General features: G+C 75.2%; 14 protein-coding genes. 8 read left to right on the top strand and 6 right to left on the bottom strand.

All coding sequences use genetic code 11. From position 1 onward, the window contains the following. Positions 1–21: 21 nt before the first annotated feature. Both OHA72_RS33125 and OHA72_RS33120 read right to left on the bottom strand, forming a co-directional pair. Positions 22–1,233, bottom strand: a complete 1,212-nt coding sequence (locus tag OHA72_RS33125; RefSeq protein WP_326999963.1) for an MFS transporter — start codon at positions 1,231–1,233, stop codon at positions 22–24. A 33-nt stretch (positions 1,234–1,266) separates the two neighbouring features. Then, positions 1,267–1,962, bottom strand: a complete 696-nt coding sequence (locus OHA72_RS33120) for an SRPBCC family protein (RefSeq protein ID WP_326999962.1) — start codon at positions 1,960–1,962, stop codon at positions 1,267–1,269. On the opposite strand from OHA72_RS33120, the gene OHA72_RS33115 reads away from it, so the two are divergent. Further along, positions 1,921–2,064, top strand: coding sequence for a hypothetical protein (locus OHA72_RS33115; RefSeq protein WP_326999961.1), 144 nt, complete (start codon positions 1,921–1,923; stop codon positions 2,062–2,064). The genes OHA72_RS33120 and OHA72_RS33115 overlap by 42 nt on opposite strands. Before the next feature lie 162 nt (positions 2,065–2,226). On the opposite strand, the gene OHA72_RS33110 is transcribed toward OHA72_RS33115, so the two are convergent. Next, positions 2,227–4,836 (bottom strand): putative bifunctional diguanylate cyclase/phosphodiesterase, encoded by a 2,610-nt coding sequence (locus OHA72_RS33110; RefSeq protein WP_326999960.1) that lies wholly within the window; start codon positions 4,834–4,836, stop codon positions 2,227–2,229. Between the two features lie 103 nt (positions 4,837–4,939). On the opposite strand from OHA72_RS33110, the gene OHA72_RS33105 reads away from it, so the two are divergent. Then, positions 4,940–5,458 (top strand): SigE family RNA polymerase sigma factor, encoded by a 519-nt coding sequence (locus OHA72_RS33105; protein ID WP_326999959.1) that lies wholly within the window; start codon positions 4,940–4,942, stop codon positions 5,456–5,458. After that, complete coding sequence (locus tag OHA72_RS33100; RefSeq protein WP_326999958.1) at positions 5,458–6,231, top strand: hypothetical protein; 774 nt, start codon at positions 5,458–5,460, stop codon at positions 6,229–6,231. Before OHA72_RS33105 ends, OHA72_RS33100 begins: the two co-directional genes overlap by 1 nt. On the opposite strand, the gene OHA72_RS33095 is transcribed toward OHA72_RS33100, so the two are convergent. Both OHA72_RS33095 and OHA72_RS33090 read right to left on the bottom strand, forming a co-directional pair. After that, positions 6,228–6,785, bottom strand: a complete 558-nt coding sequence (locus OHA72_RS33095) for an MFS transporter (protein WP_326999957.1) — start codon at positions 6,783–6,785, stop codon at positions 6,228–6,230. The two genes, OHA72_RS33100 and OHA72_RS33095, sit on opposite strands and share 4 nt — an antisense overlap. Positions 6,786–7,535: 750 nt before the next feature. Further along, entirely contained in the window at positions 7,536–8,282 is a 747-nt protein-coding gene (locus OHA72_RS33090; RefSeq protein ID WP_326999956.1) for an SDR family NAD(P)-dependent oxidoreductase, read from the bottom strand. Between the two features lie 218 nt (positions 8,283–8,500). On the opposite strand from OHA72_RS33090, the gene OHA72_RS33085 reads away from it, so the two are divergent. Continuing rightward, positions 8,501–8,683 carry a hypothetical protein gene (locus tag OHA72_RS33085; protein WP_326999955.1) on the top strand — a complete coding sequence of 61 codons (183 nt, stop codon included), beginning with the start codon at positions 8,501–8,503 and terminating at the stop codon, positions 8,681–8,683. Positions 8,684–8,928: 245 nt separating this feature from the next. Here OHA72_RS33085 and OHA72_RS33080 read toward each other — a convergent pair whose 3' ends face one another. Further along, the gene (locus OHA72_RS33080) at positions 8,929–9,504 is read right to left on the bottom strand and encodes an HD domain-containing protein (RefSeq protein WP_326999954.1); all 576 of its coding nucleotides are present in this window, start codon (positions 9,502–9,504) and stop codon (positions 8,929–8,931) included. Between the two features lie 204 nt (positions 9,505–9,708). On the opposite strand from OHA72_RS33080, the gene OHA72_RS33075 reads away from it, so the two are divergent. The 4 genes from OHA72_RS33075 to OHA72_RS33060 are packed head-to-tail and all read left to right on the top strand — an operon-like array spanning position 9,709 to position 13,758. Further along, positions 9,709–9,987 carry an FGGY family carbohydrate kinase gene (locus OHA72_RS33075; protein ID WP_327011966.1) on the top strand — a complete coding sequence of 93 codons (279 nt, stop codon included), beginning with the start codon at positions 9,709–9,711 and terminating at the stop codon, positions 9,985–9,987. Continuing rightward, positions 9,930–11,147 carry an FGGY family carbohydrate kinase gene (locus OHA72_RS33070; RefSeq protein WP_327011721.1) on the top strand — a complete coding sequence of 406 codons (1,218 nt, stop codon included), beginning with the start codon at positions 9,930–9,932 and terminating at the stop codon, positions 11,145–11,147. Before OHA72_RS33075 ends, OHA72_RS33070 begins: the two co-directional genes overlap by 58 nt. After that, positions 11,144–12,523: an NAD(P)/FAD-dependent oxidoreductase gene (locus OHA72_RS33065; RefSeq protein WP_326999953.1), complete on the top strand. Its 1,380-nt coding sequence runs from the start codon at positions 11,144–11,146 to the stop codon at positions 12,521–12,523. Before OHA72_RS33070 ends, OHA72_RS33065 begins: the two co-directional genes overlap by 4 nt. Beyond that, positions 12,520–13,758 (top strand): NAD(P)/FAD-dependent oxidoreductase, encoded by a 1,239-nt coding sequence (locus tag OHA72_RS33060; RefSeq protein ID WP_326999952.1) that lies wholly within the window; start codon positions 12,520–12,522, stop codon positions 13,756–13,758. The genes OHA72_RS33065 and OHA72_RS33060 overlap by 4 nt, the downstream gene beginning before the upstream one ends. The last annotated feature ends 2 nt before the right edge of the window (positions 13,759–13,760 follow it).

Raw genomic sequence — 13,760 nt, 5'->3', positions numbered from 1 at the left:
CGGGCTTGACAAGGCGTCGGGCTAAACCGGCACGGGCTCCGCGGGTTGCGGGCGGGTGCGGCGGGCCCAGGCGACGACCGGCGGGACGAGCGTGCCCAGGACCGCGAACACGGCGCCGAGCAGCAGCCAGCCCGGTGCGCCCCAGCCGACGGCGAGGCTGGTCACCACGAACGGGGCCAGCATCTGCCCGAGCTGCATGCCCATCGCGTAGGCGCCCTGGTACTGGCCGTGCGCGTCGGACGGCGCGAGCCCGAACGAGATGCCCCACCCGGCGGCGGAGTGCCACAGCTCGCCGGTGACGTGCGCGAGCGCGCCGAGCACCAGCAGGGCGACGGTCACCGGCATGCTGGTGGCGCCGCTCATGGCGAACAGGGCGCACCCGGCGAGCAGCGCCACGCCGGCCCGCCGTGACGAGCGGGCCGCGCCGGACAGCGACTCGGTGCCGCGGGCGGCGCGGACCTGGAACAGCACCACCGCCGTCGTGTTGACCAGGAACAGCACCGCGATCAGCCAGCGCGGCGCGTCGGTGCGGTGCGCGATCCACAGCGGCAGCGCCACCTCGAACAGCCCGAAGTGGGTCGCCATCAGGCCGTCCAGCACGACGAACGCCAGGAACGGCCGGTCCCGCAGCGCCACCAGCCGGGGGCCCGTCGTCCTGGACGGCGCCGCCGGCACCGGTGCCAGCCGGCGCAGCACCAGCGCCGCCGCCGCGTAGGTGACCGCGTCGAGCAGGATCAGGCCGAGGTACGCCTGGCGCGTGTCGACCGCCAGCCCGACACCGGCGATCGCGGCACCGGCGGCGATCCCGACGTTGGTCACGGAGCGCAGGTACGCGCGGGTGTGCACCCGGCGCTCCGCGGGCACCGCCCCCGCGATGACGGCGCCCTTCGCCGCCCGCTGGGCCGCGTCGGCGACGGCCATCGGCACGCCGACGAGCAGGTAGGACCAGAACCCGTCGACCGTGACCAGCGCCGCCGAGCCGGCGCAGAGGACGAGCAGGCCCGCGACCAGGACGCCGCGCGGGCCGCGGTGATCGGCGACGTACCCCATGGGCGCGCTCGACACCAGGCACACCAGGGCCGTCACGGTCAGTGCGAGCCCGGTCTCGCGCACGCTCAGCCCGACCGACCGGGTCAGGAACAACGCGATCGACGTCATCGACACGCCGTTGCCGAACGTGTTGATCAGGGTGGCACCGGCGAGCAGTCGCAGTGGACCTGGTTCGGGAAGCATGCCCGCCATTAAACAAGACGTACGTACGGTTTGCTACCCCGCCATGCTCGGCGCCGTCGCGTGGGCGGACAGGTCGGCGCGGATCCGCTCCAGGGTCGCGGCCATGGCCTGCGGCATCCCGCGGTCCCGCCCGCTGACCCGCTCGAAGGCCAGCACGCCCCGGCCGGCGCTCAGGGCCATCGTCTGCACCAGCCGCGTCCCGCCGGGCACGGCGGTGAGCGCGAAGCGCCACGTGGTGCTGTCGGGATACCGGCTGCGCCGCAGCGTGCGGAACGCGAACTCGACCCCCGGCTCCGCGACCGTCACCACGCACTCGCGGGTCCAGCGGAACACGCCGCTGCGGCTCGACCCGCGGAACCTGGCGCCCGGCACCCCACCGGTCCCGGCGTCGTCCCACTCGCACCGGTAGCACTCGGGGCTCCAGCGCCCCATGCGGGTGACGTCGGCGAGGAGCTGCGCGCCGCCCTCGCCGTCGACGACCAGCGCGCGCTGATCGTTGCGTTCTGCCGTGCCGTCGCCGACCGGGCCCGCACACTGAGCCCGATCAGCCGCGCGTTCGTCCAGGCTGCCGGCGCCGATCCCGCGATCAACGCCTCCTGGGAGGAGCTCGAGTCGCAGCGCCTCGCCGACCAGCGCCGCCTGGTCGAGGCGATCGCCGCGCTCGGCCCGCTGCGCGCCGGCCTGACCGTGGACCGCGGCGCCACCCTCATCTGGACGCTGCTCAACCACCAGTCGGGCTGGCTCGTCACCCACCACCTCGGCTGGGACGACGACCAGGTCGCCGACTGGATGACCGAGTCCCTGACCTGCCTGCTGCTGCCGCCCGGCTGACCGTGTCGAGGTGATGCCGGGCCAGGTCCGTCGAGGCCGTCATGCGGGCAAGAGCTTCGATCCTGCGCGCTTGATCGAAGGATCCGGGTGGCCGTCCGCACGACCACGGGGCGCCTTCGATCATGAGCGGGACGGGTGATCGCCGCTTGAGTGCTGGCGCTCTCAGGACCGGACGTCGCCGAGCAGCGATCCGGCCAGGAACACGCCGAACTCGTCGGCCGGGACGGGGCGGGAGAAGTGGAAGCCCTGACCGACGGGGCAGCCCAGGCGGCGCAGCTCGTCGGCCTGGTCCTGGTGTTCGATGCCCTCGGCGACCACGTCGAGGCCCAGCGCGGCGGCCAGGTCCAGGATCGCCCGCGCCAGGGCGGAGCGTTCCGCGCCCTCGGCGACCCCGTCGACGAACGGCTTCGGGATCTTCAGCACGTCGATCGGGAAGTCGTGCAGGCGCGACAGCGACGAGTAGCCCGTGCCGAAGTCGTCGACGGCGAGCTGCACGCCGAGGGCCTTGAGCTCGCCGAGGCGGTGCTGGGCGACCTCCGCGTCCTCGCGCAGCAATGACTCGGTGATCTCCAGGGTGAGCAGGTGCGGCGGCAGGCCGGAGCGGGCGAGGGTCCGCTGGACGTACAGGACGACGGCGGGGTCCTGGACCTGGCGCGGCGAGAGGTTCACGCTGATCTTCAGGCCCGGCCAGGCGGCCGCCTGGCGGCAGGCGGTGTCCAGGACCGCGTAGCCGAGGGGCAGGATCAGGCCGCTCTCCTCGGCGAGGGGGATGAACCGGTCGGGCGGGATGAGCCCCTTCGTCCGGTGCGGCCAGCGCACCAGCGCCTCGGCGCCGACGACCGCGCCGTCGGACAGGTCGATGAACGGCTGGTAGTGCACGAGCAGCTCGTGCCGCTCGACGGCGCCACGCAGCTCGTCGGCGAGGTCGAGCTTCTCCAGCAGGCCGGCGTGCATGCTCGGGGCGAAGTACGCGAACCGGTTGCGGCCCTGCCGCTTCGCCATGTGCATCGCCACGTCGGCGTTGCGCAGCAGCTCGTCGGCGTCCGGGGGACGGTCCGGGTCGGGCAGGGCGATGCCGACGCTCGCCCGCGGCTGGATCTCGCGGCCGCCGATGGACAGGGGCTGGCGCAGGGTGGCGAGGACCCGTTCGGCGATGCGGGCGGCCTCGGCGGCGTCGTCGAGGTGCTCCAGCAGCATCGCGAACTCGTCGCCGCCGAGGCGGGCGGCGGTGTCGGCGGAGCGCAGGCAGGTCCGCAGGCGATCGGCGGTGGCCCGCAGCAGCCCGTCGCCGACGGAGCGGCCCAGGGAGTCGTTGATGGTCTTGAAGTCGTCGAGGTCCACGACGAGGACGGCGAGATGGCGGTACGGGTTGCCGCGCCGCTCCAGCGCGTGGTGCACGCGGTCGGCCAGCAGGGCACGGTTGGCCAGGCCGGTCAGCTCGTCGTGGAACGCCCGGTGGGTGAGCTGCTCCTCCAGGGCCTTGCGTTCGGTGATGTCGCGGGTGGTGAGCAGGTAGCCGCTGATGTCGGCGTCGTCGACGACCCGCCCGACGGTCTCGGTGATGATGTACTGCCCGTTCGCGTGCCGCAGCCGGCACTCCAGCGGCCCGACCCGGCCCGCCTCCGCGGACGCGGCGCTGCCGAGCAGGACGGTGACCCGGTGCCGGTCGTCGGCATGGACCAGGTCGGTCAGGGACGTGCCGAGCAGCGCGTCGGGGTGGTGGCCGAGCAGGGAACGCACCGACGGCGTCACGTACTGGACGGTCGCGTCCCGCCCGCAGATCGACAGCACGTCGGTGACCTGCTCGGTGAGGCGCTGGAAGCGGCCCTCGGCGCGTTGGTGCTGCACCTCCCGCAGGACCGCCATCAGGTCCGCCATGCGGATGAGGATCAGGACGAACAGGACACACGACGCGGCGAGGAACGCCGGGAGCTCACCCACCGCCGTCGACCGGACCGTGATGACGGCCGGGATGAGCAGCGCGGCGACCGCGAGCAGCACCGCGAACCGGCCGCCGGTCAGCCTCGCCGGGCCGGTCGCCACGGGCTCCGCGAGTCCTCGCATGTCCGGGTGCAGCGCGGCGCAGCCGACCCCGGTGTAGAACACGATCCAGCCGATGTCGACCCAGCTGCCGGCGTGGAACTGCTCCCGCAGCGACTGCCACGTGAAGATCCCGTCGGTGGCCAGCAGTGCAAGGAGACTCACCAGCAACAGCCGGAGCGACGTGCTGCGGTCCGTCCGGCCGCTGCCGAGCCGGGCCAGGACGGCCAGGACGAGGACGTCACCGAGCGGGTACGACACCGCCGTGACCCGCTCCAGCACGGAGCCGCCGAGCTCGACCAGGTACGGGTGGATCAGGAACACCCAGGTCAGCAGTGCCACACCGACGGTGATGATCGACGCGTCGAGCAGCGCCGCCCGGTCACCGCCGGGACTCTGCCGGCGGACCAGGATCGCCAGGGCGGCCGCGAGCAGCGGGTACATCGCCAGGTAGAACACGTCGGCGAGCGACGGCCCGACCGACTTCTGGTTGTGGACCAGCTGGGGCCAGTAGTACAGCGCTTCACCGACGGTGTACGACGCCAGGCCCGCGGCGGTCAGCAGCCACGGCAGCGGCCGCGCCGGCCGGTGCAGGACCAGGCCGACGGCGATCGCGACCACCGTCGACGACGCGATCGCCGTCCACAGGATCGTGCGCAGGGGCGAGTCGGGCGTGAGGTAGTACACCGCGCTGAGCGCCGAAGCGACGCAGACATACGTCCGGACCGGCACGGACACCCCCTTTCCCACCGCTCAGATCGGCCGGTGCGGTGCCGGGTTTACGAAGTCGCACCAACGCGGCAACCCGCGGACCCGTGCGGACCGTCCCACTGGGGTGAACCTGTCGGACGAAGCCGAGTTCCGTGACTACGCCGGGCCACGGATGGCCGCCTGGCGCCGCACCGCGTTCCTGCTGTGCCGCGACTGGCATCTCGCCGACGATCTGGTGGCGACGGTCCTGGACAAGCTGTACCGGCAGTGGCACCGCCGGGACGCGATCCGCAGCCTCGACGCGTACGTCGGCGGCATGCTCGCCCGCGCCGTCGTCGACGAGCACCGCCGGCCGTGGCGCCGGGAACGGCTCGAGGACGGCGACGCCCTGCCGGAAGGCGACGCCCCGGCCGGCGGCGGCGTCGACGCGGCCGTGGAGCGGCTGACCCTGGACACGTACCTGGCCCAGCTCGGGCCGCGGCGCCGGGCGGTGCTGGTGCTGCGCTTCTACTGCGACCTGTCCGTCGAGGAGACCGCCGAGATCCTCGGCGTGTCCGTCGGCACCGTCAAGAGCCAGACCTCCCGCGGTCTGGAGACCATGCGCGCCCTCGCGGCGCCCACCCCGACCCTCAGGCAGGCATGATGAGCCACCAGCAGCTGTTCGAGGCAGTCCTCGCCGACGAGCCTCCCGCCCGCGACACCCTCGACGGCCTCGTGCGCAGGTCGCGGCGGCGCATCCGGTACCGGCGGCTGGCCGGGACCGGCGTCGCCCTCGTCGCCACCGGCGTGGTGGCGGCCCTGGCGCTGCCGCCCGCCCCGCCGACGATGACCGGCGCGCCACCGTCCACCGCCGCCTCGTCGCCGAGCCGTGCCCGGCCGCTCCTGCTCGGGCGGGCGCCGACCGAGGCACCGGGCGCCGTGGTGCCACGCCTCAGGGACGCGACCACGGCGGCGGTCACCAGGGTCGCGCCGGCAACGGTCCAGCTGCTGCCGACCGGCGACATGGAGATGGTGCCGGGGTACACCGACGACAATCCCCACCCGCAGTCGACGCTGACCTCCGTCAACGTCAAGGGGACCGTCACCGTCGGCGGCGTGACCGGCAAACTGGTGGTGACCATCAAGCGGCGCGCCATCGACACCGGCTGCGCGGCGGCGTTCCCGCCCGACGTGGCGCCGTCGGTGCTGCGGCTGGAGTGTGCGGCCAACCCCGACGTGGGCCAGCCGTACACCAGCCAGACGGTCCGCGACGAGCAGCCGGGCATGATCCGGCACATCGCGTCGCAGGACCGCCAGGACGGCACCACCGTCGAGGTGTCCGTGAGCAACGAGCCCGCCCTGACCGGCGAGCCGCCGCTGACCGGCGAGCAGCTCGTCCAGATCGCCGGCGACCCCCGGCTGACCCTGTACCCCTAGTCCGCGGTACGGCGGCCGAGGAGGGCGATGACGGTGCCGAGCACGACGGCCAGCCCGCCGATCGCCAACGGCAGCGACACGATCCCGCCCAGCGCGCCCAGCACCGCCGGCCCGGCCAGCAGCCCGGCGTAACCGGCGGCGCCGACCTGGGCGATCGCGGCCTCGGCCCGGTCCGGCCGCGCGGTGCTCGCGAGGGAGAACACCAGGGGCAGGACCGGGCTGACGGCCACGCCCGTCACGTAGACGGCGCCGAGCACGACCGGTACCACCGGCACGGCCACCAGCAGCGCGCACGTGATCGCGACGGCGGTGCCGCACCAGACGATGACGGCGGCGGCGCCGGCCCGGACCCGGAGCCGGTCCGCGACGGCCCGCCCCGTCAGGATCCCCGCCTGCAGCAACGGATGCCCCAGCGCCGCGACCGTCGCGGCCGCCCCGGCGCCGTCGCGCAGCAGCAGCCCGCTCCAGTCGGCGAGGGTCCCCTCGACCATGAACGCGGCGAAGGCGAGCACGCTGAGCGGGTACACCGCCCGCGGCAGCGGACCCCGCCGCACCGGGCCCCGCCGGCGCGGCGGGCAGCGACGGCGCCGGCAGCAGCGTCAGCGGCAGCACCAGCAGCGCCACGCCCGCCACGGTCACCGTGTACGAGACCGCCAGGTGCGTGCACGCCGCCACGAACAGGCCCGCCCCGCCGGCGCCGACCGCCCAGGCCGCGTGCATGCCGTTGAGCAGCGGGCGGCCGTACGCCCGCTCCACCGCCGCCCCCTGCGCGTTCACGGCGGCCTCGAGGGCGCCGAACGCGACGCCGAAGCACGCCGCGGCGGCGAGCACCGGCCCGAAGCCGGGCGCCATGGCCATCGCGGCGGCGCCGAGCGCGCAGCCCGGTCCGCAGATCCGCAGCACCAGCGCGTGGCCGGCGGCCGGCAGCACCAGCCGCAGCGACTGCATCGCCGCGAACGCCGCGAGGCCCCACGCGAACAGCACCGCACCGACCTGCCCGGCCGACAGGTCCAGCTTGTCCGCCAGCGCAGGTACCCCGGCGGCGACGACCCCGCACAGCACCCCGGCGATCGCGAACGCCACCGTCACCCGCCCGCGGGCCCGCGGCAGGGTTGCGCCGGCGACCGCACCGGGCGGGGCGGCGAGTGCTGTCGCCTGCGGCATGGTCCGCCCCGTCGTCCCCGGCGCTGCACCGTCCGGCTGTACTGGGGAACGGCCACCGCACCGCCCGGGTTCGGCCCGGGGGTGCCCGATACCCGACCGTCGCCGACCTCGGGCCTGACGACGGACCCGGTCCGGGGGCTTCAGATGGTGAAGCCGCCGTCGACGTTGACAGTGGCACCGGTGATGTACCTGCCGTCGGGGCCGGCCAGGAACGCGACGGCGGCGGCCACGTCGGACGGGTCCGCGAAGTGCCCGAGTGCCGTGAAGCCGTTGATGGTGGCCGCGTTCGGCCCGCCGGCCGGGTTGAGGTCGGTGTCGGTCGCGCCCGGGTGCACCAGGTTGACGGTGATGGCACGCGGCCCGAGCTCCCGCCCGAGTGACTTCGTCAGGCCGATCAGCGCGGTCTTGCTCATCGAGTACAGCGAGAACCCGGGGAACACGACCCGCTCCGCGGCGTTGCTGCCGATGTTGATGATCCGGCCGCCGGCGCTCATGTGCCGCACCGCCGCCTGCGTGGCCACGAACGGGGCGCGCACGTTGACCGCGACGGTCTGCTCGAACTCCGCGAGACCCAGCTCCTGCAACGGGCCGAGCAGGAACGCGCCGGCGTTGTTGACCAGGATGTCGAGCCGGCCGAGCTCGGCGGCGGCGCGGTCGACGGCCCCGGTCACGGCGGCCGGGTCGGCGCTGTCGGCCTGGATGACCAGCGCGCGCCGGCCGGTCGCGGTCACGGCGTCGGCGAGCTCGGTCGCGCGGCGCCGGTCGTGCTGGAACGTCAGCGCCACGTCGGCGCCCTGGGCGGCCAGGCGCCGCACCACCGCGGCGCCTGGCCCGCGCCCGCCGCCGGTCACCAGCGCCACCTTGCCCTCAAGCGTGTTCGTTGTCATGTGGATCAGCCTCGCGGGCGGCGCGGCCCGCGTCTGGCGGCGATCGGACCCGGCGTTGCCCGCTGCTCACGGAAGACGGCGAGGTCGCCCGCCGCATCATCGAAGCCCGCTGAGCGACGCCGCGTTCCGCAAGGTTTCGGCAAGACCCGTGCGGCCGATGCCCGGGCCGATGCGGCGGCCTTACATTGAAGGCCACAACTCATCGGAGGGCGGCGCCGGTGCTGTACCTAGTGCTCGCAATGCTGCTGGTCGGGTTCGTGGCCAGCGGTTTGATCTTCCTGTCGGCACCGTCCAAGGTGGACGGTGTGCCACGCGACCTGCGACGGGCCGGCGACGACGAGCCGCGCACGCAGGGCGGGGCGTTCGGCCGCACGGCGTGGATGATGCACGGCCCCAGCTGACCCAGGACCCCGCCCTCACGGCCGGAGCGGACCCGCGGTCGTCAGGGCGCACGGCCGTCGTCACGGCGCGGCACGGGGCGCGCCGTGGCACGGCTGTACCCATGCGACGCGGCCTTGCTCACGCGGCGCGCGCCGTTGACGTGGTTGCGCTCACGGCCACGACGGCGGCCGTGCCGGGCGCCGCTTCGCCGCCGAGTTTCAGCGCCGCTTCGCCGCCGAGTTTCAGCGCCGCTTCGCCGCCGAGTTCACGCCGCGAGGCGGGCCAGACGCAGGCGGTGCTCGACCCGCTCGGCGGCGGCGAGGATGTCGGGGGCTCGCAGGTGGTGGACGCGGGCGTTGTCCGACGCGGACCCGTGCCGGGCCAGCATCTCCGCCATCCGGGCGCGCACGTCGACGCGGGCACCGTCGGGGCCGACGGTCTGGTCGGCGTAGGTCAGCGCGTCGGCGACCGGCGACAGCTCGCGGGGGAACTGCGCCAGCTCGTGCCGCAGGCCGCGGACCTCGGCGACGTAGCACGCGCCCGAGTGGTGCGCGACCAGGGCGCTGATCCGGGCGGCCCAGCCCGCGCGGCGCAGGAACCGGGCGCCGTCCAGCGGGTGGAAGCCGGTGTCACGGACGGGCTCGGCGTAGCCGATGTCGTGCAGCCACGCGGCGGTCACGACCCGGTCGCGGTCGGCGGGGGACATCGTGGCGCACAGCTCGGCGGCGCGGCCGGCCACGCCCGCGGTGTGCGCCCACCGCTGCGGCAGGTCCGTGAGCAGGGCCTCGGCGAGGTCCCGCGCGGCGGCGACGTCGACCCGGGGCCGCACCATGGTGGTCATACGCACGACGGTAGGACCCGTCCGACCCCGCGAGGCAGAGCGGCAGGCGGAGTTCACGCCCGCAACATCTGTTGTTCACCTTCGCCACGGGGGTACGGCGCGGCCGGCGACCACCCGGTCACGCGACGTGGCCACGCACGGCGGGCGGCCGCGTCGTGACGGTGGCGCAAGGTCGAACTGGTATACACCGTCGAGGAGGCGACGGTGGACATGCACATTCTCGCGATCGACCAGGGCACCTCGGGCACCAAGGCCATCGTCGCCGGCGCGGACGGGGCGGTCCTCGCCATCGCCGAGGAGCCGCTGCGGCCCAGCTACCTGCCCGGCGGCGCCGTCGAGCAGGACCCCCTGGCGCTGCTGGACTCCGTGCTCACCGCCGGCCGCCGTGCCGTCGCCGCCGCCGGGGTACCCCGGCGGCGGTCGCCCTGGCCAACCAGGGCGAGACGGTCCTCGCGTGGGACCGGGCCACCGGCGCGCCGCTGACCCCGGCGGTCGTCTGGCAGGACCGCCGCGCCGAGGCGGTCTGCGCCGCGCGGTCCGCGTCCGCCGCACGGGTGGCCGCGCTGACCGGGCTGGTCCTCGACCCGTACTTCTCCGCGCCGAAGATGCGCTGGATCCGCGACAACCTCACGACCGACGGTGTCGTCACCACCACCGACACGTGGCTGGTGCACCGGCTGTGCGGCGCGTTCGTCACCGATGCCTCGACGGCCAGCCGGTCGCTGCTGCTGGACCTCGACTCCGGCGGGTGGCACGGGGGGCTGCTGGACGTGTTCGGTCTCGGCGCCGAACCGCTGCCGGACATCGTGGCCAGCGACGCCGTCGTCGGCACCACCGGCGCGTTCGGCGGCGACGTGCCGGTGACCGGCCTCATCGTCGACCAGCAGGCGGCGCTGCTCGCCGAGTCGTGCCTGACGGCCGGGACCGCGAAGTGCACCTACGGCACCGGCGCGTTCCTGCTCGCCCAGCTCGGCGGGGCCGCCGTCCGGTCGCGGTCCGGGCTGTCGACGTCCATCGCCTGGCGGCTGCGCGACGCCGTCGACTACTGCGTCGACGGGCAGGTGTACACGGCCGCGTCCGCGGTCCGCTGGCTCACCGACCTCGGCCTCATCGACGGCGCCGACCAGCTCGACACCGTCGCCGCGGCGGGCAGCGACGGCGTGCTCTGCGTGCCGGCCCTCGCCGGGCTCGCCGCGCCGTGGTGGGACTCGGGCGCGACCGCGTCGCTGAGCGGGATGACGCTCAGCACCGGCCGCGGCCACCTCGTGCGGGCCGTCCTGGAAGGCGTCGCGGCGCAGGTCGCCGCCCTGGCCGCGCTGGTCGGCGACGACCTCGGCACGCCGCTGACCCGGCTGCGGGTCGACGGCGGGCTGACCCGCTCGCGGGTGCTGATGCAGGCCCAGGCCGACCTGGCGCAGCTGCCGGTGGACGTGTACCCGTCGCCGCACGCGACCCCGCTCGGCGCCGCCGCCTGTGCCGCGCTCGCCCTCGACCCGGCGCTCACCGTCGCCGGCGTCACCGGCGGGTGGCGGCCGGTGGCGACGTACGAACCCGAATGGTCCGCGGACCGCGCCGCCGAGCACCTCGGCCGCTGGCACGCCGCGGTCGCCGCGACGCTGACCTCGACCCTGACCACCGCATGAGCGCCGACTTCGACGTCGCCGTCGTCGGCGCGGGCATCGTCGGGGCCGCGATCGCCCGGCTGCTCGGCGGCACGTCGCTGTCCGTCGCGCTCATCGAGGCCCGCGACGACGTCGGCGACGGCACCAGCAAGGCGAACACGGCGATCCTGCACACCGGGTTCGACGCGACGCCCGGCACCCTGGAGGCGCGGCTGGTCGCCCGCGGGTACACCATGCTCGGCGACTATGCGGCGGCCACCGGCATCCCGGTCGAGCGCACCGGCGCGCTGCTGGTCGCGTGGACGGATGAGCAGCAGCGGACACTGCCGGCGTTGCGGGACAAGGCGGAGCGCAACGGGTACACCCGCTGCGAGCTCGTCGACGCGGCCGAGGTCTACCGGCGGGTGCCCGCCCTCGGCCCCGGCGCGCTCGGCGGCCTGACGGTGCCCGGGGAGTCGATCACGTGCACGTGGACGACGAACCTCGCCCTGGCCACCGACGCGGTCAACCGTGGGGTGACGCTGCTGCGCGGCCACCGGATCACCGCCGCCGGGATCGGCCCGCACGTCACCCGCCTCACGGGCACCGGCGGCGACGTCACCGCCCGCTGGGTCATCAACGCCGCGGGCCTGGGCGCCGACACCCTCGACGGGTTGTTCGGCCACGAACGGTTCACGGTGACGCCGCGCCGCGGTGAGCTGTTCGTGTTCGACAAGCTGGCCCGCCCGCTGGTGCCGTGCATCGTGCTGCCGGTGCCGTCGAAGGCCGGCAAGGGCGTGCTCGTCAGCCCCACCATCTACGGCAACGTCATGCTCGGCCCGACCGCCGAGGACCTGCGCGACCGCACCGCGACCGGCACGTCGGAGCAGGGCCTGGCGTTCCTGCTGGACCGCGGCCGGGAGCTGATGCCGCGCCTGCTGGAGGAGGAGGTCACCGCGACCTACGCCGGGCTGCGCGCCGCGATCGACCGCGACGACTACCTCATCGACGTGGACGCCGGCCGCCGGTACGTGCTCGTCGGCGGCATCCGCTCCACCGGGCTGACCGCGGGGATGGCGATCGCCGAGCATGTCGGCGGGCTGCTGGACGGCACGCTGGACCTGACGCCCCGCGCGGACCTGCCGGACCCGCCACGGATGCCGAACCTCGGCGAGGCCGGGATCCGGCCGTACCAGGACGCCGCGGCGATCGACGCGGACCCGGAGTACGGCCGGATCGTGTGCTTCTGCGAGCGGGTCACCAGCGGCGAGATCCGCGACGCCTACCGCTCCCCCATCCCGCCCGCCGGCCTGGACGGGCTGCGCCGCCGTACCCGCGCGATGAACGGCCGCTGCCAGGGCTTCTACTGCGGCGCACAGCTCCACGACCTCGTCGAGACCCGGGGCGGCACCGCATGAACGAACGCGTCCGGGTCGCGGTCGTCGGTGGCGGGCCGGCCGGGCTCACCGCCGCCGCGGCGCTGGCCCGCCGCCTCGGCGACGGGGTCCTGGTCATCGAGCGGGAGGCGGAGACGGGCGGCATCCCCCGGCACAGCGACCACCTCGGGTACGGCATCCGCGACCTGCACCGCTTCGTCTCCGGCCCCGAGTACGCCCGCCGCCTCACCGCCGCCGCGCGGGCCGCCGGCGCCCGCCTGGAGACCGGGGCGATGGTCACGGGCTGGGCCGGCGACCACGCCCTGGAGGTCACCTCGCCCCGGGGACGGCGCGTCGTGGAGGCCGAGGCGGTCGTGCTCGCGACCGGCGCCCGCGAACGGCCCTGCCCGGCCCGGCACATCCCCGGCGACCGGCCCGCCGGCGTCCACACCACCGGGCAGCTGCAGCAGCTGGTCCACCTGCACCACCGCGACGTCGGGAGCCGGGCGGTCATCGTCGGCGCCGAGCTGGTCAGCTGGTCGGCGGTCCTCACGCTGCGCCACGCCGGCTGCCGGCCCGTGCTGATGACCACCGCCGGCGCGCACGCGACGCTCCGGTTCGCCGGCCGGGTCGCGCTCGGCGTCCCGGTCCTGACCCGCACCCGTATCGTCGCCGTCAACGGCCACGGCCGGGTGACGTCCGTCGACGTCGAGGACCTGCGCACGGGGCGCCGCCACCGGGTGCCGTGCGACACCGTCGTCCTTACCGGCGACTGGATCCCCGACCATGAGCTGGCCCGCACCGGCGGGCTCGTCCTGGACCCCGGCACCCTCGGCCCCCGCGTCGACACCGCCCTGGCGACCAGCCGGCCGGGGGTGTTCGCGGCCGGCAACCTCCTGCACCCCGTCGACACCGCCGACCTCGCCGCCCTCGACGGCGTGCACGTCGCGCCCGCCGTCCTGGCCCACCTGTCCGGCACCGGTACACCCGCGGCCGGCGACGCGCACGTCGAGCTGCGGTGTGAGGCGCCGCTGCGCTGGATCGCGCCGCAGCTCGTCCGGCCGGGCGGTCCCGCGCCGGTGCGCGGCCGGCTGCAACTGTGGTGCGACGAGTTCCGTGCCCTGCCCCGGGTCGTCGCCGTGCAGGACGGCCGCCGGATCGGCGCCACCCGCCTGCCGTGGCCGGCCGCGCCGGGGCGGGTGTTCCGCGTCCCGTTCGGCCTCGTCGCGGCCGCCGACCCCGCCGGCGGCCCGGTGACCGTCGCCCTGACCCGGTAGCC

The organism is Dactylosporangium sp. NBC_01737, from assembly GCF_035963215.1.
Classification (GTDB): domain Bacteria; phylum Actinomycetota; class Actinomycetes; order Mycobacteriales; family Micromonosporaceae; genus Dactylosporangium.
This window is presented reverse-complemented; position numbering and strand designations above follow the sequence as displayed.